General features: G+C 75.3%; 27 protein-coding genes. 12 read left to right on the forward strand and 15 right to left on the reverse strand.

Annotation, left to right across the window (positions count from 1 at the left end; translation table 11 throughout):
* Positions 1-363: 363 nt before the first annotated feature.
* On the forward strand, positions 364-1,041 hold the full coding sequence (locus KPL59_RS26275; protein ID WP_226362823.1) for a class II aldolase/adducin family protein: 678 nt from the start codon (positions 364-366) through the stop codon (positions 1,039-1,041).
* Here the strand turns inward: KPL59_RS26275 and mtnA are convergent.
* From mtnA to KPL59_RS26300, 5 genes are all read right to left on the reverse strand, one after another.
* Positions 959-2,014, reverse strand: coding sequence for an S-methyl-5-thioribose-1-phosphate isomerase (mtnA, locus tag KPL59_RS26280; protein ID WP_226351054.1), 1,056 nt, complete (start codon positions 2,012-2,014; stop codon positions 959-961). The two genes, KPL59_RS26275 and mtnA, sit on opposite strands and share 83 nt — an antisense overlap.
* 102 nt (positions 2,015-2,116) lie before the next feature.
* Positions 2,117-3,469, reverse strand: a complete 1,353-nt coding sequence (locus KPL59_RS26285; protein WP_226362358.1) for a sorbosone dehydrogenase family protein — start codon at positions 3,467-3,469, stop codon at positions 2,117-2,119.
* A gap of 109 nt (positions 3,470-3,578) precedes the next feature.
* Complete coding sequence (locus KPL59_RS26290; protein WP_226362359.1) at positions 3,579-4,466, reverse strand: alpha/beta fold hydrolase; 888 nt, start codon at positions 4,464-4,466, stop codon at positions 3,579-3,581.
* Complete coding sequence (locus KPL59_RS26295) at positions 4,463-5,341, reverse strand: SDR family oxidoreductase (RefSeq protein ID WP_226351057.1); 879 nt, start codon at positions 5,339-5,341, stop codon at positions 4,463-4,465. The genes KPL59_RS26290 and KPL59_RS26295 overlap by 4 nt, the downstream gene beginning before the upstream one ends.
* Complete coding sequence (locus KPL59_RS26300) at positions 5,341-6,945, reverse strand: NAD(P)/FAD-dependent oxidoreductase (protein WP_226351058.1); 1,605 nt, start codon at positions 6,943-6,945, stop codon at positions 5,341-5,343. The genes KPL59_RS26295 and KPL59_RS26300 overlap by 1 nt, the downstream gene beginning before the upstream one ends.
* Before the next feature lie 118 nt (positions 6,946-7,063).
* On the opposite strand from KPL59_RS26300, the gene KPL59_RS26305 reads away from it, so the two are divergent.
* The gene (locus KPL59_RS26305) at positions 7,064-8,116 is read left to right on the forward strand and encodes an AraC family transcriptional regulator ligand-binding domain-containing protein (protein ID WP_075306551.1); all 1,053 of its coding nucleotides are present in this window, start codon (positions 7,064-7,066) and stop codon (positions 8,114-8,116) included.
* A gap of 46 nt (positions 8,117-8,162) precedes the next feature.
* The gene (locus tag KPL59_RS26310) at positions 8,163-8,984 is read left to right on the forward strand and encodes an enoyl-CoA hydratase/isomerase family protein (protein WP_226351059.1); all 822 of its coding nucleotides are present in this window, start codon (positions 8,163-8,165) and stop codon (positions 8,982-8,984) included.
* Here KPL59_RS26310 and KPL59_RS26315 read toward each other — a convergent pair.
* The 6 genes from KPL59_RS26315 to KPL59_RS26340 form a co-directional block, all read right to left on the reverse strand.
* Entirely contained in the window at positions 8,981-9,988 is a 1,008-nt protein-coding gene (locus KPL59_RS26315; protein ID WP_226351060.1) for a DUF5914 domain-containing protein, read from the reverse strand. The two genes, KPL59_RS26310 and KPL59_RS26315, sit on opposite strands and share 4 nt — an antisense overlap.
* A 20-nt stretch (positions 9,989-10,008) precedes the next feature.
* Complete coding sequence (locus tag KPL59_RS26320; protein WP_226351061.1) at positions 10,009-11,646, reverse strand: FAD-dependent oxidoreductase; 1,638 nt, start codon at positions 11,644-11,646, stop codon at positions 10,009-10,011.
* On the reverse strand, positions 11,643-12,401 hold the full coding sequence (locus tag KPL59_RS26325; RefSeq protein ID WP_226362360.1) for a class I SAM-dependent methyltransferase: 759 nt from the start codon (positions 12,399-12,401) through the stop codon (positions 11,643-11,645). The genes KPL59_RS26320 and KPL59_RS26325 overlap by 4 nt, the downstream gene beginning before the upstream one ends.
* A gap of 84 nt (positions 12,402-12,485) precedes the next feature.
* The gene (locus tag KPL59_RS26330; RefSeq protein ID WP_226362361.1) at positions 12,486-13,643 is read right to left on the reverse strand and encodes a polyprenyl synthetase family protein; all 1,158 of its coding nucleotides are present in this window, start codon (positions 13,641-13,643) and stop codon (positions 12,486-12,488) included.
* 234 nt (positions 13,644-13,877) lie between these two features.
* A complete protein-coding gene (locus KPL59_RS26335; RefSeq protein ID WP_075306548.1) occupies positions 13,878-14,273 on the reverse strand; it encodes a hypothetical protein in 396 nt (131 codons plus the stop codon).
* A gap of 44 nt (positions 14,274-14,317) precedes the next feature.
* Positions 14,318-14,647: a hypothetical protein gene (locus tag KPL59_RS26340; protein ID WP_020626529.1), complete on the reverse strand. Its 330-nt coding sequence runs from the start codon at positions 14,645-14,647 to the stop codon at positions 14,318-14,320.
* A 107-nt stretch (positions 14,648-14,754) separates the two neighbouring features.
* Here KPL59_RS26340 and KPL59_RS26345 point away from each other — a divergent pair, with 107 nt between their 5' ends.
* The gene (locus tag KPL59_RS26345; RefSeq protein ID WP_226362362.1) at positions 14,755-15,639 is read left to right on the forward strand and encodes a hypothetical protein; all 885 of its coding nucleotides are present in this window, start codon (positions 14,755-14,757) and stop codon (positions 15,637-15,639) included.
* Here KPL59_RS26345 and KPL59_RS26350 read toward each other — a convergent pair.
* The 4 genes from KPL59_RS26350 to KPL59_RS26365 are packed head-to-tail and all read right to left on the reverse strand — an operon-like array spanning position 15,593 to position 19,635.
* Positions 15,593-16,813: an acyl-CoA dehydrogenase family protein gene (locus tag KPL59_RS26350; RefSeq protein WP_226362363.1), complete on the reverse strand. Its 1,221-nt coding sequence runs from the start codon at positions 16,811-16,813 to the stop codon at positions 15,593-15,595. The two genes, KPL59_RS26345 and KPL59_RS26350, sit on opposite strands and share 47 nt — an antisense overlap.
* Positions 16,810-17,712 (reverse strand): 3-hydroxyacyl-CoA dehydrogenase NAD-binding domain-containing protein, encoded by a 903-nt coding sequence (locus KPL59_RS26355; protein WP_226362364.1) that lies wholly within the window; start codon positions 17,710-17,712, stop codon positions 16,810-16,812. Before KPL59_RS26355 ends, KPL59_RS26350 begins: the two co-directional genes overlap by 4 nt.
* A 1-nt stretch (position 17,713) precedes the next feature.
* Positions 17,714-18,448, reverse strand: a complete 735-nt coding sequence (locus KPL59_RS26360; protein WP_226362365.1) for an acetoacetate decarboxylase — start codon at positions 18,446-18,448, stop codon at positions 17,714-17,716.
* Entirely contained in the window at positions 18,445-19,635 is a 1,191-nt protein-coding gene (locus tag KPL59_RS26365; protein WP_075553932.1) for a CaiB/BaiF CoA-transferase family protein, read from the reverse strand. Before KPL59_RS26365 ends, KPL59_RS26360 begins: the two co-directional genes overlap by 4 nt.
* 85 nt (positions 19,636-19,720) lie before the next feature.
* Here KPL59_RS26365 and KPL59_RS26370 point away from each other — a divergent pair, with 85 nt between their 5' ends.
* From KPL59_RS26370 to crcB, 8 genes are all read left to right on the forward strand, one after another.
* Positions 19,721-20,431: an IclR family transcriptional regulator gene (locus KPL59_RS26370; RefSeq protein ID WP_083907928.1), complete on the forward strand. Its 711-nt coding sequence runs from the start codon at positions 19,721-19,723 to the stop codon at positions 20,429-20,431.
* A 45-nt stretch (positions 20,432-20,476) separates the two neighbouring features.
* Positions 20,477-21,574, forward strand: a complete 1,098-nt coding sequence (locus tag KPL59_RS26375) for a hypothetical protein (protein ID WP_226362366.1) — start codon at positions 20,477-20,479, stop codon at positions 21,572-21,574.
* A gap of 61 nt (positions 21,575-21,635) precedes the next feature.
* Positions 21,636-22,145, forward strand: a complete 510-nt coding sequence (locus tag KPL59_RS26380; protein WP_226362367.1) for an SRPBCC family protein — start codon at positions 21,636-21,638, stop codon at positions 22,143-22,145.
* A 346-nt stretch (positions 22,146-22,491) separates the two neighbouring features.
* Positions 22,492-22,959: a MarR family winged helix-turn-helix transcriptional regulator gene (locus tag KPL59_RS26385; RefSeq protein ID WP_020626520.1), complete on the forward strand. Its 468-nt coding sequence runs from the start codon at positions 22,492-22,494 to the stop codon at positions 22,957-22,959.
* An 84-nt stretch (positions 22,960-23,043) separates the two neighbouring features.
* Positions 23,044-23,484, forward strand: coding sequence for a MarR family winged helix-turn-helix transcriptional regulator (locus tag KPL59_RS26390; RefSeq protein WP_226351067.1), 441 nt, complete (start codon positions 23,044-23,046; stop codon positions 23,482-23,484).
* Positions 23,481-24,728: an MFS transporter gene (locus tag KPL59_RS26395; RefSeq protein WP_075553934.1), complete on the forward strand. Its 1,248-nt coding sequence runs from the start codon at positions 23,481-23,483 to the stop codon at positions 24,726-24,728. The genes KPL59_RS26390 and KPL59_RS26395 overlap by 4 nt, the downstream gene beginning before the upstream one ends.
* A complete protein-coding gene (locus KPL59_RS26400) occupies positions 24,725-25,114 on the forward strand; it encodes a CrcB family protein (protein ID WP_226351069.1) in 390 nt (129 codons plus the stop codon). Before KPL59_RS26395 ends, KPL59_RS26400 begins: the two co-directional genes overlap by 4 nt.
* Positions 25,111-25,479 carry a fluoride efflux transporter CrcB gene (gene crcB, locus KPL59_RS26405; RefSeq protein WP_020625581.1) on the forward strand — a complete coding sequence of 123 codons (369 nt, stop codon included), beginning with the start codon at positions 25,111-25,113 and terminating at the stop codon, positions 25,477-25,479. Before KPL59_RS26400 ends, crcB begins: the two co-directional genes overlap by 4 nt.
* Positions 25,480-25,492 lie beyond the last annotated feature (13 nt).

The raw sequence follows: 25,492 nt of genomic DNA on the forward strand, positions 1-25,492 counted from the left end.
TCCAGGTACTTCTGCAGACAGACCAGCTGCGCGGCCTGGTCGGCCGGGGTCAGCGGCGGCTCGGTGGGCGGGGCGGGCTGCGCCGACGCGGTCCCGGCGGTCACGGCGGCCAGTGCGAGTGCGGCGGCGACGGCGCCTGCCGCGGTGGTGGCGGCACGCAGGGCGGTCCTCACGATGTGCTCGCTTCCTGCGCCGGGAACCGGCGCGGTCGGGGTCCTACCGCCCTCCGCGTGGCGTCCCGGCCCGGCCGGTGTCCGCGGTGCGACGATCGTGCGGCCCCGCGGCCACCCGGCGCGCCCCGACGGGAGCGGATCGACCCGGAGGTGTGACCCTCGGTCGGGGTGGGCGTGGGATCGTGGCGGGGTGCCCCACGACCACACCCCCGCCCGCGAGCTGCTGTGCACGTGGTCCCGCCGGATGGTCCGCGACGGCCTGGTCGTCGGCACCTCGGGGAACCTGTCGCTGCGCACCGGCGACCTGATCGCGGTCACCCCGTCCGGAGTGGACTACGAGACGATGACGGCGGCGGACGTCGTGCTCGTCGACGGGGCGGGCACGGTCGTCGCGGGCACCCGGGAGCCGACCAGCGAGCTGGGGCTGCACGTGGCCGCGCAGGCCCGGCCGGGGACGGGCGCCGTCGTCCACACCCACTCCCCGGCGGCGGTCGCCCTGTCGACGCTGTCCGACCACGTCCCGGCCGTGCACTACCAGCTCGCGATGTTCGGCGAGGGCGTGCGGGTGTCGGAGTACGCGCCGTTCGGCAGCCCCGAGCTGGTCGAGAACGCACTCGCAGCGCTGGGGGAGTCCACCGCCGTCGTCCTCGGCAACCACGGCACGCTGGTGCTCGGCGACACCCTCGGTGCCGCCTACGACGGCGCCCGCCAGCTGGAGTGGCTCTGCGACGTCTGGCTGCGCGCCCGCGCCGTCGGCGAGCCGCGGCTGCTGCCCGACGCCGAGATCAGCGCGGTGCGCCGGCGGTTCGCCGCCCAGCGGGCGAGGGTGCGGGCGACGACCCCGGCCCCCACGCCCGCTCCTCGGTGACGATCGCGGTCACCAGGTCGAACGGCGTCACGTCGAACGCCGGGTTGTAGACCGGGGTCCCCGGCAGGGTGAGCAGGGTGCCGCCGTGCTCGCGGACCTCGTCGGCCCCCCGCTGCTCGACGACGATGTCCGCGCCGGTCGGGGTGTGCGGGTCGATCGTCTCCTCCGGCGCGACCACCACGAACGGGACCCCGGACCGGGCCGCGGCGCAGGCCAGCATGTAGGTCCCGATCTTGTTCGCGACGTCGCCGTTGGCCGCGATCCGGTCGGCCCCGACGAACACCGCGTCGACCAGTCCCGAGGCGATCGCCGCGGGGCCCGCCGAGTCGACGCACAGCCGGTGCGGCGCCCCGGCCGCCGCCAGCTCCCACACGGTCAGCCGCGCACCCTGCAGCAGCGGGCGCGTCTCGCAGGCCAGCACCTCGGCCAGCGCGCCGCGCTCGTGCAGCCGCAGGATCGCCCCCAGCGCGGTGCCGCCGTCGCCGGTGGCCAGCGGGCCGGTGTTGCACACGGTCAGCGCCCGCAGCGGACGGTCCGGGCACAGCTCCTGCGCCAGGTCAGCGGCCCGGCCGGTCGCCGCGGCGTTGACCCGGGCGGCCTCCGCGGCCACCGCCCGTGCCCGTGCCAGCACCGCGGCCGGACCGCCGTCGAGCGCCTCCAGGGCACTCGCGACCCCCAGCCCCAGCGGGACGGCGGTGGGCCGGGCGACCGCGATCCGCTCGGCCGCGGCCCGCACCGCGGCGACGGCGACCGGCGTCGCGGTGCCGTGCAGGTGCGCGGCCAGCGCGACCCCGTAGGCGCCGGTGATGCCCAGGCTCGGGGCGCCGCGCACGGCCAGCGACCGGATCGCCTCGATCAGCTCGTCGACGGTGCGCAGGTACAGGTGCCGGGTTGCGGCGGGCAGCGCGCGCTGGTCCAGCAGGACCACCGCCGGGCCGCCCTCGTCGTCGCCGGCCCAGTCCACGATCCGCATCCGCCCGCACCCTCCCGGGCATCCGCCCTCGGGTGCCCGGCAGAACCTATCGCGGTGCCGGAGACGACCGGGGCCGACTGCGGCCCCGGTCACGGCGGGCACTCACCGCCCGGGCGGGGCCACCCGGTAGACGGCACCGGCGTCGTCGTCGGTCACGTAGACCGCTCCGTCCGGCCCGACGACGGCCGCGACCGGCCGGCCCCAGCGCGCTCCCGACGGGTCCTGGAACCCGCCGACCAGGGTCTGCTGCGCGCCCAGGGCACCGTCCCGCCACGGGAAGAACGACACCTCCGGTGCCCGCGGCGGGTCCGCGTTCCAGGAGCCGTGCACCCCGGCCAGCGCTCCGGCCGCGTACGGCGCGGGCAGCACACCCTCGGTGAACGACAGCCCCAGCGGCGCCGAGTGCGCCGGGAACGACTGCTCCATCGGGGCCAGCGCCGCACAGTCCATCGCGCGCCCGCCGGGGTTGAGCTCGGCGTCGGCCACCAGTGCGACGTCGGCGAAGTCCTGCGCGGACCCCGTGACGCCCGGGTCGGTGTCCGGATCCGGGTTGCAGAACGGCCAGCCCAGCTCGCGGCCCGGGGTGAGCCGGGCCAGCGGCTCGGCCGGGTGGTCGGTCACGTAGCCGTCGACGACCTTCCCGAACGACGAGCCGGTGTCGTCGCCGTAGGGCCGGTCGTAGGGGTAGGGCACGTTGTCGCGGCCGTTGACCGCGGTCCAGACCGAGCCGTCGGGGGCGGTGGCCAGCCCGGTGCCGTTGCGGACGCCGGTCGCGAACGGCGCGGCGGGCCCGCCGGTGGGCGGCATCCGCAGGATCGACGCGCGCGGCGGAGTGGCGTCCCGGTCGGCGACCGAGATGTTGCCGGTCGAGCCGACCGAGACGTAGACCGCGCCGTCCGGGCCGACGGTCACCGACTTCAGCTCGTGGCCGTAGGCGCCGCGCAGGTCGGGGGAGTTGGCATCGGGCAGGCCGGGCACGACGACCCGCTGCCGGGTCGCCACGCCGCGCGCCCAGGTGAAGGCGGACACCTGGTTCGACTCGGCGACGTAGAGGGCCGTGCCGTCCGGGGAGAACGCCAGCCCGTGCGGCTGGGTGAGCCCGGTCAGCAGCGGCCGTTGCGCACCGGTGCGCGACAGCGCCAGCACCCTGCCGTCGTCGGGCACCGAGACGAGCAGCTCACCGTCGGGGCTCCACACGGCCAGCCGGGCGTTCGGGACGCGGGCGAACACCGACATCGTCCAGCCGGCCGGGACGAGTGCGTCGCGGGGTTCGTCGAACGGGGCGGTCGCGGCCCCGGGCGGCACCGACACCGGGACCGGCACCAGGCCCGCACCCGCCGCGGCGACCGGGGCCTCGGCGCCGGACAACGCGTTGGTCACCGGGTTGGGGCCGGTGTCGCAGGCGGCGAGCAGGTGCAGCGTGACCAGGGCGGCCAGCCAGGGGGCGATCCGCATGAACCCGACGCTACGGCCGGAACCGGTCCGTCGCGCGGCGGGGCGCGCGGCCGCCGGACGAGCCCGGACCCGGCCGACCGGGCCCGGGCCAGACCGGCCCGGGCCCGGGCTACCGGGTGCCGGCGCGGGTGTCGCCGGGGATGCCGGCCTGCTGTCCCGCCCGGGCGAGGTGGTCCAGGGCCAGCGTCGCGAACGCGGCGGGCACCTCGATCTGGGGCATGTGCCCCACCCGGCCGAACACGTGCGTCGTGACCTGCGGCAGCCGGCTCGCCGCCCGCAGCTGGGCCGCGGGCAGGATCAGGTCCCGCTCGCCCCACACGGCCAGCGTCGGCTTCGGCGCGCGGGCGAACGCGTCGAGCAGCGCCCGCCGCCAGCCCGGGCGGACGCCGCGGACGGTGCCCAGCTCGGCCGCGACCTCGGCGAAGGTCTGCGCGAACTCCGGCCGCCGCGCGATCTCCACGGCGCGGGCGACCCGCTCGTCGGTGACCAGGGAGCCGTCGACGAACAGGGACCGCTCCGAGCGTCGGGCGGCCGCGGCGTCGAGGTGGCCCAGCAGGAACCGGCCGAGCAGCGGCACCCCGATGACCCGCAGCGCGGGCGTCACCTCGGCCCCGAACCCGGCCGGGTCGGCCAGCACCAGCGAGACGACGCGCTCCGGGTGCCGGGTGGAGATCAGCAGCGCGACGGCGCCGCCGAGCGAGTTGCCCATGACGTGCGCCGGCCGGGTCTCCCCGAGCGCGTCGAGGGTGACCAGCGCGGTGTCGGCGAGCTTCTCCAGCGTCGCCGGGCCGGGCACCCGGTCGGAGTGACCGAACCCGGCCAGGTCGACCGCGACCACCCGGTACCGGGACAGGAACTCGTGCTGCGGGTCCCAGTCCTCGAGGCTCCGGCCGATGCCGTGCAGCAGCAGGACCGGTTCACCGGCCGGGTCACCGGACTCGCGGACCCGGATCCGGGTGCCCCCGACGTCGACGAAGCGGGGCTGCGGGACGGTCATCGCGCCCCCGCCGATCGCGCCGACTTCGCCGACTTCGCGTTCCCCGAGGCACCGACGATCTTCGCGAAGATCCGGATGCTGTTCGCCGGGGCGAGCCGGGCCAGCAGGTCCGGGACCTTGGCGCTGATCCCGATGAGCAGCCGCGGGCGGCGCTTCTCGATGGCGTCGACGATCAGCTCGGCGGCCTTCTCGGCGGGGAAGGTCAGCAGCTTCTCGAAGTCCTTCTTCCCCCGCTCGGCCTCCTCGGCCGGGATGTTCACCCCGACCCGGGCGCTCGCGGCGATCCTGGTCCGGATGCCGCCCGGGTGCACCGTGGTGACGCTCGCGCCGACCTGGGCGAGCTCGGCGCGCAGCGCCTCGGAGAACCCGCGGATCGCGAACTTCGACGACGAGTACGCCGACTGCCCCGGCGGGGCGATCAGCCCGAACAGGCTGGACACGTTGACCACGTGCGCGCCGGGGCGCGCGGTCAGCGCGGGCAGCAGGGCGTGGGTCAGCCGCACCGGGGCGCGGAAGTTGACGTCCATGACCCAGTCGAACTCGTCGAGGGTCAGCCGGGCGAAGTCCCCGCCGAGCGCGACGCCGGCGTTGTTGACCAGCAGCCTGATCTCCGGGTGACCGGCCAGGATCCGGGCCGCCAGCGCGTCGACGGCCTCGCGGTCGGCCAGGTCGACGGTCTCGGTGGTCACCGACAGGCCGGGGTGCTTCGCGCGGATCGCGGCGGCGACGGTGTCGAGCCGGTCGCCGTCGCGGTCGACGAGCACGAGGTCGCTGCCGCGTTCGCCCAGGAGCTTCGCGACGTGCTCGCCCATGCCACCGGCGGCGCCGGTGACGACGGCGGTGCCCTCGGCGAAACGGAACGGTGAGCGGGCCATCAGGAAGCCACCTCCTGCTGTGCGGCCGCCGGGGCGGCGGTGCCGGATCCGGTGCCGGTCGTGGCGTCGGCGGCGATGCCGGCCGCGGTCGGGGTGGGGACGCGGGCGTCGCGGGCGCCCAGCGCCGAGGCAGGGGTGAGGATCATGTCCCGCTTGAGGTCGGCCCGTCCGAGCCCGACGGCGTCGAGGAAGAAGTTCTGGTGCAGCCGCCACGGGTCCTTGCGGCCCTGGCGGGGGAACAGGTGCTCGGAGCGCTTCACGTAGTTCGACTCGATGTCGAGCAGCGGGCGGTCCGGCGAGACGGTCGGGGCCGGGGTGGCGATCGCGATCCGCTCGCGGTCCATCAGCGCCAGCAGCTTCGGCACGTAGCGGGCGACGAGGTCGGCGCGCAGCGTCCAGGACGCGTTGATGTAGCCGATGCAGAACGCCAGGTTCGGGATGCCCGAGAGCATCAGGCCGCGGTAGGTGACGGTCTTGCCGATGTCCACCTGCTCGCCGTCGACGTGGATCGTGATGCCGCCCAGCGGGCTCAGCGACAGCCCGGTCGCCGACACGATCACGTCGGCCTCCAGCTCCTCGCCGGAGCGCAGCCGGATGCCGTTGGCGGTGATCCGGTCGATGTGGTCGGTGACGACCGAGGCGTCCCCACGGTTGATCGACTTGTAGAAGTCGCCCTCCGGGATGACGCACAGGCGCTGGTCCCACGGGTCGTAGCTCGGGGTGAAGTGCTGGTCGACGTAGGCCTCGTCCTTGAGGAACTTCAGGGCGAGCCCGCGCAGGACCTTCTTCACCCGCTCCGGGCGGCGCCGGGCGAGCTGGTAGAACGCCTGGGTCAGCGTCACGTACTGCAGGCGCAGGATGGCGTGCGCGAGCTTCGCGGGCAGGAAGCGGCGGAGCTGGTCGGCGACCGGGTCCTTGCTGGGCAGCACCGTCAGGTACGACGGTGAGCGCTGCAGCATGGTGACGTGCCCGGCCCGGGCGGCCAGCGACGGGATCAGGGTGACGGCGGTGGCGCCGGAGCCGATGACGACGACCTTCTTGCCGGTGTAGTCCAGGTCCTCCGGCCAGAACTGCGGGTGCACCCAGGTGCCGGCGAAGTCCTCCCGGCCCGGGAACTCGGGCTGGAAGCCCCGGTCGTAGTCGTAGTAGCCCGAGCACATGAACAGGAACGAGCAGGTGTAGCGCTTCGGGCCGTCGGCAGTGGTGGTCTCGACGGTCCACCGCGCGGTGGTGGAGTCCCAGGAGGCGTCGACGACCTTCGTGCCGAACCGGATCCGCTCGGTCACGCCGTACTCGCGGGCGGTCTCGGTGATGTAGCGGCGGATGTCGGCGCCGTCGGCGATCGACTTCGGCTCGCGCCACGGCCGGAACGGGTAGGCCAGGGTGAACATGTCCGAGTCCGAGCGGATGCCCGGGTAGCGGAACAGGTCCCAGGTGCCGCCGATGTTCTCGCGGCCCTCCAGGATCACGTAGTCCTTGCCGGGCAGCTCCTGGTGCAGCCGGGCCGCCGCACCGATACCGGAGAGCCCGGCCCCCACGATGATCACGTCGCGGTGCTCGACGGCGGTGCCGTCCGGAGCGGGTGTCGTACCGGCCTGGGTCATGTGGTCCTCCTCATCGGGCGCGTCCGCGCTGACTACCTCTGTCGACCGGGGGCCAGTGTGCCCCAAACCTACCCGGAGTAACTTGACCTGGCGCGACAACAACTTACCCTCGGACGACATGGGAACCGGATCACTCACCCGGGCGAGGGCGTTGCGTGGGTTCGTCGCGCTGGTCGGGGAGCTGGGCGGCGACGGCGCCGAGCTCTTCGCCCGGTTCCGGATCCCGATCGACGCCGTCGAGGGCAACGACCCGGACGCGCTGGTCCCGACGCGCTCGGTCGCCAGGGTGCTGGAGACCGCGGCAGCCGAGCTGGGCTGCGGCGACCTCGGGCTGCGCCTCGCGCAGCGGCAGGGCCCGGAGATCCTCGGCCCGCTGGCCGTCGCCGTCGAGGCGTCCCCGACGCTGGGGGCCGCCCTGGACTGCGCCTCGCGCTACCTCTACGTGCACAGCCCGGTGCTGACCGTCGGCGCGGTGCCCGACCCGGAGGGCGTGCCGGGGGTGACCGGCGTGGCGTACGGCAGCACCGAGCCGCTCCCGCCGCAGGTCGCCGACCTCGGCACGGGGGTGCTGCACCGGATCGTGAGCCTGCTGGCCGGCGGGCCCTACGGCCTGCGCTCGGTGCACCTGCCGCACGAGGCACCGCCTGCCCCGGAGCGGTTCCGCGAGTTCTTCGGGGCCGAGGTCCGCTTCGACCGGCCGGCCGCGGTCCTGCGGGTGCCCGGCGACCTGCTGCGAAGGCCGGTGGCCGGCGGGGACGAGACCGTCCGGGCCATCGCGATCGAGTACCTGGAGACCCATTTCGCGCGCCCCGGCCGCACCGTCACCGACCGGGTGCGAGCCGCGGTCGACCGGTCGCTGGGCACCGGGCCGGTGCGCATCGGCTCGGTGGCCCGGCTGCTGCGGGTGCACCCACGGACCCTGCAACGCCACCTCGCGGCCGAGGGCACGACCTTCGAGACCGTCGTCGACGAGGCGCGTCGGGACACCGCCGAGCGGCTCATCCTGCGGACCGACCTGCCGTTCACCCAGGTCGCGGCCATGGTGGGGCTGGCCGAGCAGTCCGCGCTGTCGCGGGCGGCGCGGCGCTGGTTCGGCGAGTCGCCCCGCGCCCTGCGCCGGGCCGGCCCGGGCGGGCTGCCGGCGCCCCCGGTGCCGGCCGCCCACGGATGACCATCATCCGCGGGGGTGGCAGGGTGCTCACCACGGTCGCCCGACGATGGGCCCGACGAAGGGGGTACGAGTGTCCGACGCGGTGCTGCTCACCCGGCTCGACGGCCCGGTGCTCACCCTCACCCTGAACCGCCCGCACCGGCGCAACGCGATCGACCGGGCGCTGTGGGACGCCCTCGGCGAGGCGCTGCACCGGGCCACCGTCGACGAGGAGGTCCGCGCGGTCGTCGTCACCGGCGCCGGTGGTGCCTTCTGCGGCGGCGCCGACCTCGACCCGGCTGCCCGCGGGGCGGACGCCGAGCACCCGACCCGGCTGATGCGGCGGATCAACGACGTCGCGCTGGCGCTGCACGAGCTGCCGGTGCCGTCCGTCGCGGTCGTCGACGGTGTCGCCGTCGGTGCCGGGTGGAACCTCGCGCTGGGCTGCGACCTCGTCGTCGCCACCCCCGCGGCGCGGTTCTCCCAGATCTTCGCCCGCCGGGGCCTGTCGGTGGACTTCGGCGGGACCTGGCTGCTGCCCCGGCTGGTGGGGATGCAGCAGGCCAAGCGGCTAGCGCTGCTCGCCGAGACGATCGGCGCCGAGGAGGCGCACGCGCTCGGCCTGGTCACCTGGGTCGTCGACGGCGACGAGCTGCCCGCCTTCGTCGCCGACATCGCCGGCCGGCTCGCGGACGGACCGCCGGTCGCGCTGGCCAGGGACAAAGCGATGCTGCACGCCGCGACCCGGTCGTCGTTCGCCGAGGCACTCGACGCCGAGGCCATCTCGCAGGCGATCAACTTCGTCACCGACGCCCCCGAGGGGATCGCCGCGTTCGTCGAGCGCCGCGACGCCGGGTTCGACGGGCGGTGGCGGTTCGACCGGACCTAGCGCGCCCGCAGCGCGTAGCGGCGCTCGGCGTAGTCGAGGTCGTCGCGCCACAGCTTCGTGGCGGCCGCGGCCATCGCCGGGCGGATCGCCGGGGCGAGCCGGGTCGCCACCGCGAAACCGGGCCGGTCCGACCCGGCGACGACGGCCTCGATCACCGCGGTGCGCGGCCGCCCGTCGGGGCCGGGGCCGAGCGGGGTCGCGTGGGTCTCGACGACCGACCCGACACCCTCGCCCTCCACGATCCGCATGACCACGGTGCGCGGCTCCGGGCACACGAACTCCGCCCGCACCGGCACACCCAGCCCCGGTCCGACCTTGAAGGTGACGCTCACGAGGAACCGGTCGTCGTCGGGGGCGACGTCGGTGACGGCGGGCGCGGAGTCCACCGTCAGCCGCTGGAACGAGTACGGGTGGAACCAGGCGCCGTGCCACGGGTCGAGCCGGTTGGCGACGATGTCCTCCGGCTCGCACACCCCGGTCAGCGTGGTGACGGCGTCGAGCACCGCGCCGGCCGGTCGGGCCGGGACGACGGGGGCGTCGGTCGGCTCCTCGCCGCCGAGGTCGTCGAGCCGCACCCAGACCAGGACCCCGTCGTCGTGGACGGGCAGCACCGCCCAGCCCGGGCCGGACCGGGCGCCCAGGCGCAGCCCGTGCCAGCGGCACACCAGCTCGCCGCAGTCGACGGCGGCCAGCGCCATCGGTGCACCGAGGTGCGGGCAGGCGCCGGGACCCACCCGGACCGTGCCGTCCTGCTCCCGCCACGCGACGAGCTCGGTCCCGCCGACCCGGACGCCGTGCGGCCGGTCGCGGCGGATCTCGCGGCTCGCGGCGACGACGAACCAGTTCCCCGACGGACGTGCCTGTGCCCGCTCCAGCGAGGCCGAGATCAGCTTCGGGTCCGCGCCGGCGTAGGTCGGCTTCTGCGCCGCCCACCGCTGCGACGGAAGCGGCTGCAGCGGCCAGTGGGACGGCCAGTTCTCGGTGATCCGGGAGAGCAGGGTCATGGCGTGGTGTCCTTCGGGGGTCAGGTGCGCATCGCGTACTCGGCGGCGCGCCGCAGCGGACCGAGGCGGCCGCTGGTGGGGACGGTCTCGAGGGGGTGGCCGGCCAGACCCCAGCCGGCGAGCAGCCGGTTCGCCGCCTGCCAGCCGGTGCTCGCGGCCCGCTCCATGAGCGCGACGGGCAGGTCGATCCGGATGCCGTCGCCGGCCAGCACCAGGCCGTCGACGGGGGTGGCGACCGTGGGCCGCCGCGCGAAGTCGCCGACGCCGAACATCGGGCAGTCCGCCCGCCACTGCACCAGTTCGCCGACCACCCCGGCATCCGCGGTCTCGGGGTAGAGCTCGTGCAGCCGGGCGACCGTGCGACGGCGCAGCTCGGCGGTCCAGGCGTCGTCGCCCGTGCCCGGCGGCGGCGCCGCGGAGTAGGCGTGGAGCTCCACGACGGACCCGCCGTGGTGGGCCGCCCAGCCCGCGGCGTCGCGCTCGTAGCGGTCCAGCACGGAGATGTTGTCGAGCGGGTCGAGCCCGCCGGTGCCGAGGAACGGCGGGCGGGCGGCGTCGACGGGCCGGTCGAGCCACAGCCGTTGCACGAGGAACGGCGGGGCGCTGCCCAGCGCGGCGACGTCGGCGCGCCAGCGGGCGAGCGCGTCCGGCCCGTCGACGGCCGAGACGGGGTCGCCCAGACCGGGGGAGGCGGCGACGATGTCGCGCAACCCGCGTACGTCCGGGGCCAGCACGACCGCGTCCGCCTCGCTGCTGCCGCCGGTGCCGCCGCCGTCGTGATGATTCACGTGGAACCGTCCACTGCCGACACCGTCGGCCGGGGACCGTTCTGCCGGGGATCGTTCGACCGAGGAGACCGTGACCCCGGTCCGGAACGTGACGCCGCGGGTGGTCAGGTAGTGGCGCAGCGGCTCCCACAGCGCGGTGTCGAAGCCCGCGTCGGGCACGTCGAACATCAGGCCCTCGGAGGAGCCGAGGAAGTAGATGTGGAACATCGTCGCGAGCTCGGCGGCCGACATGGTCGAGGGCGGTGCGAAGAAGCTGCGGGAGAACACCTCGAACGCCAGGTGCCGGGCCGCGGGCGGGAAGTTGATCGACTCGACGAAGCTCTGCGCGTCGACGTGGTCGATCGCCTCGTAGATGCCGGGCACGCTGACCGCGGCCAGCGGCGCGGCGGCGCGGGCGTCGAGGCGCAGCAGGTCCGACGGGCGGAAGGTGGGGCTGCGCAGGGCGAACAGCACCGCGTTCCACGGCGGGGTGCGCGGCAGCCCGCGGAAGGTGTCCCGGCGCCCGTCGGCGTCGACGAGCGGGTAGTCCTCCAGGGGCACCAGCCGCTCCAGCTCGGGGTCGCCCCGGCGCAGCAGCGCGCGCAGGTTGTAGTACTGGCGGAAGAACGCGTGGAAGCCGCGGCTCATCGACACCGGGGTGCCGTCGGGCAGCGGCTCCGACCAGCCGCCGACCCGCCCGCCCAGGTAGGGCTCGCGCTCCAGTAGCTCGACGACGACCCCGCGCTCGGCGAGCCCGGTCGCCGCGGCCAGCCCGGCGATCCCGCCGCCGACGACGACGACCCGCGGTCGCCGCCCCAGTTGCCCGGCGTCGCCGAGGCCGCCGGCGGGCTCGTGGCGGACCCGGCGCGGGTCGGTCGGGCGGGCGGTCACGACCGCGTCCCGAGCACGGTGTGCACGACGCCGTTCTGCCAGCCGGTCATGGTCTCGGAGTGCACGGCGTCGAACCCGGCGCCGCGCACCCGGTCGCGCAGGCGGCCGATGCCGTCGAAGGTGTTCACGCTGCGCCACAGGTGCCGGTACAGCGCGGTCCCACCGGTGGTCATCCGGCCGAGCGGCACGATGATCCCCCAGCAGACCGCGTGCCAGGACAGCCGGGCGCGGGGCGAGTCGGCCACCGAGTACTCGTGCAGCGCGAGCACCCCACCGGGGCGCAGCAGGTCGCGGAAGCGGCGCAGCTGGGCGTCCGGGTCGTCCAGGTTGCGCAGCAGGTAGGCGGCGAGGATCCCGTCGAACGGGCCCTCGACCCCGTTCTCGGCGAGGGCCTCGGCGGTGGAGTGCACGAACCGCACCGACGCCGGCCACGGCTTGGTGCGGGCGCGCTCCAGCATCCCGGCCGAGGCGTCGACGGCGACGATCTCGGCGCGCGGGGCGACCCCGAGCAGCGCCGCGGTGGAGGCCCCGGTGCCGCAGCCCGCGTCGAGCAGCCGCAGCCCGGCGCCGTCCCGGGGCAGCCGCATCCGGGCCGCGGAGGCGCGCAGGTGGTCGTGGTAGCCGGGGTTCATCCCGACCAGCCGGTCGTAGTCGGCCGCGCCGTCGTCGAAGTGCGACGGCACCTGCTCGCGCGGCAGACCCGCGCGGCCGAGGGTTCCGGGGCGGGCGGGGCGGGACGGGGAACGGTCGGCCATGTCCGCGAGCCTAGGACCGCCCACGGCGCCCGGCGCGTCGGGTCGCATCCTGGTGCACCGCAGCCGTTCGCGGGGCGGGCCCGGTCAGGAGACCCGGTCGGCGCAGCGCACGGCCATCGCCCGCAGCACCGCGGCGACGTCGTCGCCGAGCAAGCCGCCGTCGACCGCACCGTCCACCAGCCGCAGCGCGCCCTGCACCCGGGTGGCGATCAGCTCCTCGATGCGGCGGCGGGCGCCGGTGGACTCGATCGCGACCCGCGCCGCGGCGACGTCGACCGGACCGTCGGTCTCGTCGGAGCCGTGCAGCAGCGCGTCGAGGGTGTCCCGGGTGGCCGGCCCGGCGACCTCGCGGGCCAGCACGACCAGGCTGGTGGCCTTGCGCTCGGCCAGGTCGTCGCCCGCGGTCTTGCCGGTGGCGTCGGTGCCGAACACGCCCAGCACGTCGTCGCGCATCTGGAAGGCCTCGCCGACCATCGTCCCGTAGTCGCCGAGGGCGGTGAGCAGCTCCGGCCCGGCGCCCGCCATCGCGGCACCGAGCTCCAGCGGGCGGCGCACGGTGTAGTTGCCGGACTTGCGACGCAGCACGTCCATCACCTCGTCGAGGGTGGGGACGCGGCGTGCCTCGTTGAGCAGGTCGGCGAACTGGCCGACGGCCAGCTCGGAGCGCATCTCGTCGTAGCGTGGCCAGCCGCGGTCCAGCGCGGCGCGCGGCAGCCCGCTCTCGCGCATCGCCTGCTCGGCCCAGACCAGGCACAGGTCGCCCAGCAGGACCGCGCCGGACTCGCCGAACCGCTCCGCGGAGCCGGACATGCCCTGGCCGCGATGCCAGGAGGCGAGCTGGACGTGCACCGTCGGCCGGCCGCGACGCAGCTGCGAGCGGTCCATGACGTCGTCCTGCAGCAGCGCGAACGCGTGCAGCAGCTCCAGCCCGGACACCGCGGCCAGCGCGGCGGGGGAGTCCGGGGCGGCGGCCCGCCAGCCCAGGTAGCCGAACATCGAGCGCAGGTACTTGCCGCGACCGACGAAGTCGCTCAGCACCCCGGTCACGACGTCCGCCCCGCGCATCGAGTGGACGTGCTCGGCGCAGCGACGGCGCACCGTCTCCGCGACCTGCTCACGGACCCGGTCGCGGATCTCCTCCGCCCAGCCCGGATGGGTGGGGACGAGCTCGGGGCGCCGGGGCTGTGTGGTCTGCGCGGAGCCGGTCTTCACAGAGCTGGTCTGCACGGACGTGGTCGTCACCGACGTGCTCTTCACGGACGTCACGCGGCCTCCCGTCGGGTCGCCTGGGGTGGTGGGCGGCCGGACGTCGGCGTCCGGACCCGGTCGGGAGCCGAGGGCGCCGCCGGGCCGGGTCCTGTCGAGGGTATGGGGGGTGCCGTCATCGCGCGCGCCGAACCGGACGGACCACCCCGGTCGTGTTCGGACGGACGCGTCCGCATGGTTCGGGTGACCCCCGTCACCGACCCGGGCCGGTCAGCCGGCGCGGAGGAACGACCACGCGGCCAGCCACACCGATCCGGCGACCAGCGCCATCGCCCCGGGCACGTGCACGACCAGGCCCGGGATGCTCCCGAACCACGCCTGGACGAAGGTGAACGCGAAGACCGCGACGGCGAGCACGGACGGCCACCACGACCCGGCCGTGACGACCCGCAGCCACACCGCGGCCGCCGCGGCGAGCCCGGTGACGACGTGCAGCACGATCGCCCCGGCGCCGTGCGGACCGACGTCGCCGCCGGTGAACAGGCCGGCGGCTGTCACGAACTGCCAGGCCAGGACCACGACCGAGGCGGTCGCGAGCACCCGCAGGGCCAGGACGGGCGTGGAGCGGACGGCGTCGGGTGCGGCGTGGCGGTGTGGGACGGTCATTCTTCCAGTCTGCCGAACCGGCCGCAGGTGTACGAACCGGGCGTTCACGCCATCGCAGGTGCGAGTGCCCGCACGCCCACGACGGCCGACCACGCCGGGAGGAAGTGCCGCGCCGGGTCGAGCGCCCGGACGCCGGTGACCGGCACGAAGTGGTGGTCCACGAACGCGCGCAGCGCCGCGGAGTGGCCGCACGGGCCCGGCACGTACGCCACGTCGTCACGCCAGCCGCACTCGCAGGCCGCGCGGTAGGCGACGGCCGGTGCGCGACGCGCGTCGGCCCAGATCCCCGTCGCGCGACCGTCGGCGGTGTCCGCGCTGACGAAACCCTCGTGGTCGTCCGACCCGGGGATCTCCACCGGTCCGATGTAGAGCACGTCGGTGATCCTCCCCGGGAGCCGGACGTGCGCAACGCCGGGGGGCCGGGCGGGCGCCCCGGTTCGCCCGGCGGTCGGCGACCGGTCCCGCGTGGCAGGCTGGACCGGTGACGGACGACGCTCGGGGCGAGGCGGTGCTGGGCGCGGCGACCGACGCGGCACGCCGGGAGTTCGGTGACGACCTGGTGGCGGCCTACACCCTCGGCAGCCTCGCGCACGGCGGGTTCGCCCCCGCCGTCAGCGACGTCGACCTGGCCCTGGTGCTGTCGGAGACCGGCGGCAGTACGGCGGCGCGGGTGCACGACGTCGTCGCCGCGGCCCGGGACGCCGCCGCGGGCACCGACGGGCTGGCCGAGCGGCTCTCGGTGTTCTGGGCCGACCCGCACACCGTCCGCCACGGCCCCGGTGACCGGCCGGCCCGGCTGCCCGCCGTCGACCGGCTCGACCTGCTCGACTCCGGGGTGCTGCGCCACGGCACCGACGTGCGCGACGGCGCCGTGCGGCCCACCCACGACGAGCTGGTCCGCGGCTCGGCGGAGTTCCTCGTCGAGCGGGTCGACGACGCCTGGCTCGCCGGGATCGCCGACCCGGCGACACTGCTGGCCCGCGGGCCGCGGGCGGTCACCAAGACGGTGCTGTTCCCCGTCCGGTTCCTGCACACCCTCACGACCGGGGAGATCGGCCGCAACGACGACGCCGTCGCGTCCTACGACGGCGAGCACGGCGCTCTGGCGACCGCGGCCCTGCGGTGGCGCGGCGGGACGCTCGGCGACCGGGTCGCCGCCTGGTCGCTGCTGACCGACCACCTGGCGGGGCTCTACCGGGAGTGCGTCGACGCCCACCTCGCGGCGCTGCCCGATGCCGACCCCGTCGTCGCCGGGCTGCGGGCCCTGCGCGACGCCGTGGCGCTGGTCGGTGCTCCACGGGCCGTGCCGAGGGGCCGGCTCAGTGCTTCGCCGGCTTCCGCCCCACGAACGCCCCGATCCCCGTGACCGCACGCCCCACGACCAGAGTGTTGATCTCCTTGGTGCCCTCGTAGGAGTAGAGGGCCTCGGCGTCGTTGAAGAAGCGGCCGACCTTGTTCTCCAGCAGGATGCCGTTGCCGCCGAACACCTCCCGGGCCCGCGCGACGGCGTCGCGCAGCATGATCGTCGCCTGCCGCTTGGCCAGGGCCGCCTGCTCGTCGCGGAAGGTGCCGTCGTCCTGCATCTGCGCGACCTTGACCGCCATCCCGAGCGAGGCCACGACGTCGCCCAGGATCGACACGAGATGGTCCTGCACCAGCTGGAACGACGCGATCGGCTGCCCGAACTGGACGCGCTCGACGGCGTAGTCGCGGGCCAGCTCGTACACCCCGGCCATCGCGCCGACCGCGTTCCAGGCGACCCCGCCGCGGGTCACCCGCAGCACCCGGTTGGTGTCGCGGAAGGACTCCGCACCCGGCAGCCGGTTCGCCTCGGGCACCCGCACGCCGTCGAAGGTGAGGTCGGCGTTCTGCACCGAGCGCAGTGCGAGCTTGCCCTCCATCTTCGTCGCGGTGAAACCGGGCATGTCCTTCTCGACGACGAAGCCCTTCACCGGGCCGCCGGTGGTGTCGTCGGTCACGTCGCGCGCCCACACGACCACCAGGTCGGCGAAGGTGCCGTTGCCGATCCAGCGCTTCGCACCGTCGATCACCCACACCGCGTCCGCGCCGTCCCCCTCGCGCCGCGCGGTGGTCTCCAGCCCGCCCGCGACGTCGGAACCGCCGTGCGGCTCGGACAGCGCGAACGCCCCGATCAGCTCCATCCGCCGCATGGCGGGGAGCCAGCGCTGCTTCTGCTCCTCCGAGCCGCACAGGTCGATCGAGGTGAGCGCGAGCCCGGCGTGCACGCCGAAGAAGGTCGCCATCGAGGGGTCGACGCGGGACAGCTCCATCGACACGAACGACGTGAGCAGCCGCGAGTACGCGGGCCGGTCCGGCCACTCCCGGGCCAGGCCGACGACGTCGAGCTCGGCGAAGCCGGGGATGAGCTCGTGCGGGAACTCGGCGCGGTCCCAGTAGTCGTCGGCGATCGGGGCGATCCGGGTCTCGGCGAACTCGCGGACCCGGGCGAGGAACTTCTTCTCCTGCTCGCCCAGCAGGTCCAGGTAGCCGTAGAGGTCGGCGGGCAGGGGGCTGGTCATGACTGCTCCAGAATGTCGTCGCGGGCGGCGAGCACGGCGGTCTCGGCGCGGTCGCGTGCGGTGGTCAGCGCCTCGCGGCTGGGGCCGTAGGCGTCCTCGGTGGCGCTGCTGATCGCCTCGACGGTGTCGGCGTCGAGGGCGGGGTTCCCCAGGTCGGCCCAGCGGCGCGCCATGCCCGGGCCGAGGTGCTCGAGCAGGTGGCGCAGGCCGCCGTCACCGCCGCCGAGGTGGAAGGACAGGAACGGCCCGCCGGTCGCCCAGCGCGGGCCGAGCGCCCCGGTGACCACCCGGTCGAGCTCGGCGGGGGAGACCACGCCGTCGCGGACCAGGGACACGGCTTCGCGGAACAGCGCGGACTGGAGCCGGTTCCCGACGAAGCCGTACACCTCCTTGTGGATCTCGACCGGGTCCTTGCCGACGCCGCGCAGGAACGCCGCGGCGCGCTCGACGGCGTCCCGCCCGGTCCGCCGCCCGGCGACGAGCTCGACGAGCGGCAGCACGTGCGGCGGATTGAACGGGTGCGCCACCAGCAGCCGCGCGGCGGCGTCGTCGGGCAGCTCGGCGGCGATGTCGCTGGGCAGGATCCCGGAGGTGGAGCTGAGCAGCAGCGCCCCGGTGGTGGCGTGCGCCGCCACCGTCGCCCAGATCTCCCGCTTGACCGCCAGGTCCTCCGGGCCCTGCTCCTGGACGACGTCGGCGCCTGCGACGGCGACGGCGAGGTCGGGCTCGCACACGACCCGGTCGAGCAGGTCCGGCGAGCCGAAGCGCGCCACCTCGGTCTCGACGACGTCGGCCAGGTCCGGCCGCGGGTCGGTGACGACGACGTCGTGCCCGGCCGCGGCCAGCAGCACCGTCCAGGAGACGCCGATCGTGCCGGCGCCGATCTCGGTGATCCTCATGTCAGCGCTCCAGGTAGTCGTGCACGGTCTCGACCGGCGCCAGGGTGAGGTCGGTGAGCACGTGCGATGCGGAGACGACCTCGCGCACCGGCAGGTCCGCCAGCGGTGCGAGGACGTGGTGGAACAGCTGCAGCCGCGCCGGGCCGGTGAAGGCGCGCTTCACGGTCAGGTCGGTGATCCGGGTGCGGACCAGGCGGGCGTCGACCGGGCCGGAGCGGCCGGGGACGAGCTTGACCATGAACGTCGGGACGCCGATCTGCGCGGCGGCCTCGGCCGGATCGAGCGGGGCGTGCTGGTAGGCCATCGTGGCGACGGCGACCGGCAGCGACCCCTTGTGCAGGGTCCCGACCAGCGCGCCGTCCTCCACGGTCAGCCGCGGGGTGCCGAACGCCTTGGGATAGGCGCTCTGCTCGCGACCGGCGAAGGTGGCCGGCGAGTTGTCCAGCCACATCCCGTGCAGGTACTCGCCCTGCTCGCCGTCGAAGGAACAGGCCAGCGCCTGACCGGACTCGGTGTAGGGGCCGAACCCGTCGACGTCGCCCATGTGCATGACCTCGAACCGGACCAGCGGGTCACCGGCCACCAGCGGCTCGGGCAGGGCGTGGCGGAACGCGTCGGGGTCGGTGCGGTAGACGACGTTGAGGTACTCGCGGTCGGTGAACCGGTGCGCCCCGGGCGGGAACGCCGGCGCGGTGAGCGGGGTGGTCCCGGCGGCGAGGACGTCGGCGGCCCTCATCGGACCAGCACCCCCTCGGCGACGAGCGCGTCGATCTCGTCCTCGGTGCGCCCCAGCTCGCGCAGCACCGCGGCGCCGTCGGCACCGAGTGCGGGGGCGGGGGTGCGCATCCCGGCCGGGGTGGCCGAGAGCCGGACCGGGAAGCCGATCGAGCGGTAGCGGCCCTCGGTGGGGTGCTCGGCCTCGGTCAGCAGACCGCCGGAGGTGACGTACGGGTCGGTCTCGGCGTCGTCGACGGCGAGCACCGGCGCGAACGGGATCGAGTGCTCGGCGCACAGCGCCGCCCACTCGTCGGTGGTGCGCTGCGGGGCGAGCTCGCCGATCAGCGCGTACAGCTCGGGCTGGTGCGCCGCCATCGCCGGCGAGGTGGCGAACCGCTCGTCGGCGGCCAGGTCCTCACGGCCGGCCGCGGCGAAGAAGTCCGCGATGTTGCGCGGGGTGTAGGGCAGGATGCACGCCCAGCCGTCCTTCGTCGCGACGGCCTCGTGCCCGGCCGCCATCGACCGGTTGAACCCGGTCGGGCCCTCCGCGGGCACGAAGGTGTGCCCGGACAGGTGCTCCACCAGGTTGAACGCGAGCAGCGTGTCGGTCATCGGGACCTCGACCAGCTGCCCCTCACCGGTGGCCCGCTGGTGGATCACCGCGGCCAGCGTGGAGTAGGCGATGGTCAGCGCGCACACCTTGTCCGCGAGGATCGTCGGCGCGTACGACGGGGTGCCGGTCGCCCGCCGCATCAGGTCCACCATCCCCGAGGACGCCTGGACGATCTCGTCGTAGGCGGCCCGGTCGGCCAGCTCGGAGTCGCTGCGGAAGCCCTGCGCCCGCACCTGAACCAGACGCGGGAAGCGTTCGGCGACCCGCCCGGGATCGAGCCCGAGCCGCTCCAGCGCACCGGGGCGCATGTTCGTGACGAGCACGTCGGCGGTGTCGAGCAGGTCGTCGAGCACGGCCCGCCCGGCGTCGGTCTTGAGGTCGAGGGCGACCGAGCGCTTGTTGCGGTTCACGTTCAGCGCGAGCGCACCCATGCCGGGGTGGCGCTGGGGCAGCGTCCGGCGGGTCATGTCCCCGGCGGGCGGCTCGATCTTGATCACCTCCGCGCCCAGGTCACCCAGGATCTGGCAGGCGTAGGGGCCCATGACCACCGAGGCCAGGTCGATCACCCGCAGCCCGTCCAGTGCGCCACCCATGTCGTGCTCCCTCCGGTCGGTCCGCGATCACGTTCTCCATGAGCATGGCTAACTTCTCTCGCTCCTGCGAGCTACCCTTACCCATATGCGTAAGCACCACCGGACGGTGGACCGGGTGGCTGGTCTGCTCGAAGCCGCCGCGCGCCGCCCCGACGGCAGCACCCTCTCCGCGCTGGCCCGGCGCGTCGGTGCCCCGGTGTCCTCGGTGCAGAAGCTCGTCGACGGTCTCGTCGCCACCGGCTACCTCGACGAACGCGACCGTCGCTACACCCTGGGGCCCGCGCCGTGGATGCTCGCGGCGAGAGCGGGAGAACCACCCGTCCCGGCGATCCCGCACGAGGCACTCGACCAGCTGGCCCGGCACACCGGCCTGCCCGTGCTCCTCGCCGCCCGGATCGGCGACGACGCCGTCTACCTCGACTGGGCGGGCGCCGACGAGAGCTTCGACGTGGCGTTGTCCGCCCGGGTCCGCGCGCCGCTGCCCGACACCGCTGCCGGCCGGGTCCTGCTCGCCCACCTCGCCCCGGCCGAGCGCAAGCGGGTGGCGCTGGCCGCGCACGACGGCGACCCCGGCGCCGCCGCCGCGCTGCTCGACACCTGCGCACGGATCCGCACCGACGGGTTCGAACGCGGCGCCAGCGGAGCCCTGTTGCCCGGGGCGGTCGCCGTCGCGGTCGCACTCCGCCACGACGGCCGCGTCACGGGGGCGCTCTCGGCCGCCGACCGTGGGTCGGGACCGCTGCCCCGCGGGGTCGCCGACGCACTCGCCGACGCCGCGGACGCGTGGTCGACCTGAGCCGCGCGACGTTTGCCGACCGGTGTGCCGGGAAGGCGACGGTCGATGCGTACCGACTGGATCCGACCCCTGAACGACAGCGACGGCCCTTTCGCGACCGTCGTGCTCGACGCCACGCACGACACCGCCGACGCGACCGAGCAGTACCGCCTGCGCTGGCGCGACCTGCGTGAGCGCCTCGCCGACTCCGGCGCCGACTCCTCGGCGCTCGCCGTCCTCGACGAGGCCGTGACCGCCGCCGACGCCCCCGACGGCACGGCCGGGCGGGTACTGGTCGCCGACGCGACGCGGGTGCTGCTCGACCGGCACACCGAGGTCCCGCCCGAGCGCGGGACCGCGACCTGGGGTGCGGTCCCGGACCTGCTGGGCGTGCTCGGCGCGGTGGGGGAGGACGTGGCGACCGTCGTCGTCGCGCTCGACCGGACCGGCGGTCGGATCCGCGGTGTCGACGGCACCGTCGAGGAGGTGTCGACCGACTCCGGCGGCCCGGTCCACAAGGCGAACGTCGCAGGCCCCGGCGAGGGCTCCGCGGACGCCCGGGTCGAGGAGACCTGGAAGCGCAACGCCCGGGCCGTCGCCGAGCGGGTCGACACGATCGTCCGCGGCGGCAACGCGGACCTGCTCGTCGTCGCCGGGGACGCGGAGTCCCGGGCCCGCCTGCGCGACGAGCTCCCGCCGGCCTCGGCCGGGATCATGGCCGAGATCGAGAACACCGGCGGCACGGCGCCCGAGCAGGTCGACGACACCGTCCGCGCCGCGGCCGACGAGGTCCGCGAGGCCCGCCGCGGCGAGGCCGTCTCGAGCTTCGCGACCGCCTCCGGCCGCGACGACGGGCTCGCCGTCACCGGGCTCGGCGACGTCGTCGGGGCCACCCGTGCGCACGCCGTCGAGACGCTGCTGGTCGACCCGTCCGCGGTGCCCGGGACCGAGCTGGTCGCCGGGACCGACCCGGCGGCAGTGGGGGAGAAGGCCGACGAGCTCGTCGGTGACACCCCGGTTCTGTCCGGACCGGCCGCGAACGTGCTCGTCCGGGCGGCCGCCGCGACCGATGCCGCCGTCGTGCTGGTCCACCCGGGCGACGAGGTCTCGCTCACCGACGGTGTCGGCGCCGTCCTGCGCTTCCCGGTCGGTCCCGCCGCCTGAGCCCGCGATCGTCGTGCTCCGTCCCGGGCCGGACCGGCCGGGACGGGGCATGATCGGTTCCATGAGCGACCAGCGGATCGAGACCTCCCGCATCGTCGACGCGAGCCCGGCCGAGATCTTCGCCGTGCTCCGTGACCCGCGTGGGCACGTGGCCATCGACAGCTCCGGCATGCTGATGTCGGCCGAGGGCGAACCGGTCTCGGCGGCCGGGGACACCTTCGTCGTGCACATGGACCGCGAATCGCTCGGCGACCGTCCGATGGGGCGCTACGACGTCACCGTGCACATCGCGAGCTACGTGCCGGACCGCGAGATCTCCTGGACCATCGTCGGCGTCATGCGCCCGCCGGTCGGCCACGTGTACGGCTACCGGCTGGAGCCGGTCGACCAGGCCGACGGCGGCGGCACCCGGGTCGTCTCGTGGTGCGACTGGTCCGACATCCACCCGCAGTACCGCGACTCCGACCTGTTCCCGGTGATCTCCGCGTCGTCGCTCAGGGCGACCCTGGGCATCCTCGCCCGGACCGTGCAGACGTTCCCGGCACCGGTGGTCGCCGTACCACCGTCGTAGCGGTCCGCCGTCACCCCGCTGTCACCCCGTTGTCGTAGCGCGGTGCCGACGACCGGGCCACGGTGCGCGCCGGCACTGGGCGGTGCGGGTGAACCGGACCTGTTTGCGATTGAGCCGCGCACGGCCGGGGAATCCTGGGGCCACGAATGCACGACACGAACTCCTGCACGGACCGGGCGCTGGGGAGCCTTCCGGTCCGTGGGCCCCGGGTCCGGGGTGCGACCGCTTCGGGGGTGGTCGCACCCCGGACCCGTTCCTCGTCGCGGCCACCCCGGCGGGCCGTCGCGGCACGCCGGATCCCGCGGGCTCGGATGTACTCCCGACGCCGAACGCATACCCTGTGGGAATGACCGAGCCCGGAACCGTGGCGCCGCTGGCGCTCGACGAGCAGCTCTGTTTCGCGCTCCACTCGGCGTCCCGCGCGATGACCGGGTGCTACCGCCCGATCCTCGACGCCATCGGGCTGACCTACAGCCAGTACGCGGTCCTGCTCGTGCTGTGGGCCGAGGAGACGGTGCCCCAGCGGGAGCTCGGGGAGCGCATGTTCCTCGACAGCGGCACGTTGTCGCCGATGCTGACCCGGCTGGAGGGCCGCGGGCTGGTCACCCGCGCCCGTCGCCCGGACGACGAGCGCACCGTGCAGGTGTCGCTCACCGAGAAGGGCAAGGCGCTGCGGGACCAGGCCGCCGCCGCGCAGGACGAGGTCATCAAGGCCACCGGCATGTCGACGGACGAGCTGTTCCGCCTCCGGGACGACCTGCAGCGGCTCGCCTCCCGCCTCCGGGCGTCGGAGGCCGGGGCCGCCTCGGCCTGACCGGGGCCGCACCACGCGTCCGCGACGCGGCGCGGATCGTTGCACGGGTATATGCTTGCCGACAGGCAATCATATGGAGTGTGCATGAGCGGCCTCGACCCCGACGAGCTGGCGCGGCTGCGCACGGACCTGGCCCGGATCGCCCGTGGCCTGGACCGGGCCACCCGCGGCTCCGACCTCACCCGCAGCGCCCTGTCGGTGCTCGGCACCGTCGCCGTCCGCGGCCCCATCGGGATGGGGGAGCTCGCCACCGTCGAGGGGGTCAACCCCACGATGCTGTCGCGTCTGGCCGGCAGGCTGGAGGCCGCGGGACTGCTCGTCCGCGACACCGACCCCGACGACGGCCGCGCCGTGCGCGTCGCGGTCACCGAGGCGGGCGCGGCCGAGCACCGCCGACGGCGCGAGGAACGCACCCGTCTGCTCGGCGCACACGTCGACGCCCTGACCCCCGACCACACCGCACGGCTGCGGGCCGCGCTGCCCGCGCTCGACGCGCTCGCCGCGGCCCTGCGGGACGCACGGTGACCGCCGGCCCGGACCAGGCACCCCGGCGGGCGCTCGCCCGGACCTTCGCGTCGCTGTCCGGCCACAACTACCGGCTCTGGGTCGGCGGTCAGTCGATCTCCCTGGTCGGCACCTGGATGCAGTCGATCGCCCAGTCCTGGCTGGTCTACGAGCTGACCGGGTCCGCGGCCGTGCTCGGCACCGTCGTCGCCGTCCAGACCGTGCCCACGCTGCTCCTCGGGCCCTACGCCGGGGTGTGGGTGGACCGGCTCGACCGGCGACGGCTGATGATCGGCCTGCAGACGATGATGGGCCTGCAGGCCGCCGCGCTCGCCGTGCTCACCCTCACCGGCACCGTCGCGCTCTGGCACGTCTACGTGCTGGCCGCGGTGCTCGGGCTGAACAAGGCCGTCGAGAACCCGGCCCGGCAGACCTTCGTGCACGAGCTCGTCGGCCCCGACGACCTCCGCAACGCCGTCACCCTCAACTCGGTCCTGGTCAACGCCGCGCGCGCGGTCGGTCCCGCGGTCGCCGGGCTGGTCATCGTCGCGGGTGGGACCGGGATCTGCTTCGCGGTCAACGCGGTCAGCTTCGTCGCCGTCGTGACCTCGCTGCTGCGCCTGGACACCTCCGCGCTCGTGCCCACAGCGCCGGCGCCGCGGGCGCCCGGGCAGCTGCGCGAGGGACTCGCGCACGTGCGGGACAACCCCGAGCTGCGGGTCCCGCTGGTGATGATGGCGTTGATCGGCTGCCTGGCCTACGAGTTCCCGGTGGTGTTGCCGGTGGTGGCCTCGCAGACCTTCGGCGGCGACGCGAGCACCTACGGCTGGCTGACCGGCGCGATGGGTGTCGGCGCGGTCGTCGGGGGGCTCGTCGTCGCCGGGAACGGGCGCACCGGGGTGCCGATGCTGGTGCGCACCGCGCTGCTGTTCGGCCTGGTCATGGGGCTCGCCGCGATCGCGCCGTCGCTGTGGGTCGCGCTGGTCGCGATGGGGCTGGTCGGGATGGCCAGCGTCGCGTTCATGGCGGGCGGCAACTCGACGCTGCAGCTGGCCTCGGCCCCGCACATGCGGGGGCGGGTGATGGCGCTGTGGTCGGTGGCCTTCCTCGGCTCCACCCCGATCGGCGGCCCGATCGCCGGCTGGGTCAGCGAGCAGTGGGGTGGTCGCGGCGGGCTCGCGCTGGGGGCGGTGGCCTGCCTGGTCGCGGCCGCGATCGGCCTCCCCACGGCGCGCCGCGCCGCCCGGGCGGAGGCCGCGTCGTGAGCGCGCCCGGCCGGCCGGCGGTGCTCACGGCCGTCGCCGCCGGCGGGGTGGTGGGCGCCGAGGTGCGCTGGCTGCTGGGGCTCGTCGGCCCGCCGGCACCGTGGACGACGCTGATCATCAACGTCACCGGCTGCCTGCTCATGGGGATGCTGATGGTGCTGGTCACCGAGCGGTTCTCCGCCCACCCGCTGGTCCGACCGGCCCTCGGGGTCGGGGTGCTCGGCGGGTACACGACGTTCTCCACCTACGCCGTCGACGTCGCCGCGCCGGCGTTCGGGTCACCGGGGTCGCTCGCGCTGATGGTCGGCACCCCGGTGCTCGCCGTCGCCGCGACGGCGCTCGGCGCGAGCCTGACCCGCGCGCTCGCCGGGGGCAGCCCCCGATGACGGCGCTGCTCGTCGCCCTCGGTGCGGCCGTCGGGGCGCCGCTGCGCTACCTGGTCGACACCGCGGTGAAGGCGCGGACGCCGTCGGCGTTCCCGTGGGGCACCTGGGTGATCAACGTGGTGGGGTCGTTCGTGCTGGGTGCGGTGGTGGCGCTGACCCCGTCGGCCGGGCCGGGGTTCGCCGCGCTGCTCGGCACCGGGTTCTGCGGGGCGTTCACCACCTACAGCACCTTCGGCTGGGAGACGCTGTCGCTGCTCGAACGGGGTCGCACCGCGCTCGCCGTGGGCTACGCGGCGGCCAGCGCCGTCGTCGGTGTCGCGGCGGCGCTGGCCGGGCACGCGCTGCTCACCGCCGTGGCCGGCTGAGCCGCGCCGGGAG

The sequence above is a fragment of the Pseudonocardia sp. ICBG1142 genome (assembly GCF_020496255.1).
Taxonomy (GTDB): Bacteria; Actinomycetota; Actinomycetes; order Mycobacteriales; family Pseudonocardiaceae; genus Pseudonocardia.

Excerpts from the sequence above, each read along its gene's own strand:
- KPL59_RS26325 (WP_226362360.1), bottom strand. The coding sequence starts at position 12,401 with ATGGCCGACCGTTCCCCGTCCCGCCCCGCCCGCCCCGGAACCCTCGGC.
- KPL59_RS26305 (WP_075306551.1), top strand. The coding sequence starts at position 7,064 with ATGGGAACCGGATCACTCACCCGGGCGAGGGCGTTGCGTGGGTTCGTC.
- KPL59_RS26335 (WP_075306548.1), bottom strand. The coding sequence starts at position 14,273 with ATGACCGTCCCACACCGCCACGCCGCACCCGACGCCGTCCGCTCCACG.
- KPL59_RS26380 (WP_226362367.1), top strand. The coding sequence starts at position 21,636 with ATGAGCGACCAGCGGATCGAGACCTCCCGCATCGTCGACGCGAGCCCG.
- mtnA (WP_226351054.1), bottom strand. The coding sequence starts at position 2,014 with ATGCGGATCGTGGACTGGGCCGGCGACGACGAGGGCGGCCCGGCGGTG.
- KPL59_RS26290 (WP_226362359.1), bottom strand. The coding sequence starts at position 4,466 with ATGACCGTCCCGCAGCCCCGCTTCGTCGACGTCGGGGGCACCCGGATC.
- KPL59_RS26355 (WP_226362364.1), bottom strand. The coding sequence starts at position 17,712 with ATGAGGATCACCGAGATCGGCGCCGGCACGATCGGCGTCTCCTGGACG.
- KPL59_RS26315 (WP_226351060.1), bottom strand. The coding sequence starts at position 9,988 with ATGACCCTGCTCTCCCGGATCACCGAGAACTGGCCGTCCCACTGGCCG.
- KPL59_RS26285 (WP_226362358.1), bottom strand. The coding sequence starts at position 3,469 with ATGCGGATCGCCCCCTGGCTGGCCGCCCTGGTCACGCTGCACCTGCTC.
- KPL59_RS26300 (WP_226351058.1), bottom strand. The coding sequence starts at position 6,945 with ATGACCCAGGCCGGTACGACACCCGCTCCGGACGGCACCGCCGTCGAG.
- crcB (WP_020625581.1), top strand. The coding sequence starts at position 25,111 with ATGACGGCGCTGCTCGTCGCCCTCGGTGCGGCCGTCGGGGCGCCGCTG.
- KPL59_RS26365 (WP_075553932.1), bottom strand. The coding sequence starts at position 19,635 with ATGGGTGGCGCACTGGACGGGCTGCGGGTGATCGACCTGGCCTCGGTG.
- KPL59_RS26390 (WP_226351067.1), top strand. The coding sequence starts at position 23,044 with ATGAGCGGCCTCGACCCCGACGAGCTGGCGCGGCTGCGCACGGACCTG.
- KPL59_RS26375 (WP_226362366.1), top strand. The coding sequence starts at position 20,477 with ATGCGTACCGACTGGATCCGACCCCTGAACGACAGCGACGGCCCTTTC.
- KPL59_RS26350 (WP_226362363.1), bottom strand. The coding sequence starts at position 16,813 with ATGACCAGCCCCCTGCCCGCCGACCTCTACGGCTACCTGGACCTGCTG.
- KPL59_RS26370 (WP_083907928.1), top strand. The coding sequence starts at position 19,721 with ATGCGTAAGCACCACCGGACGGTGGACCGGGTGGCTGGTCTGCTCGAA.
- KPL59_RS26360 (WP_226362365.1), bottom strand. The coding sequence starts at position 18,448 with ATGAGGGCCGCCGACGTCCTCGCCGCCGGGACCACCCCGCTCACCGCG.
- KPL59_RS26295 (WP_226351057.1), bottom strand. The coding sequence starts at position 5,341 with ATGGCCCGCTCACCGTTCCGTTTCGCCGAGGGCACCGCCGTCGTCACC.
- KPL59_RS26310 (WP_226351059.1), top strand. The coding sequence starts at position 8,163 with ATGGGCCCGACGAAGGGGGTACGAGTGTCCGACGCGGTGCTGCTCACC.
- KPL59_RS26385 (WP_020626520.1), top strand. The coding sequence starts at position 22,492 with ATGACCGAGCCCGGAACCGTGGCGCCGCTGGCGCTCGACGAGCAGCTC.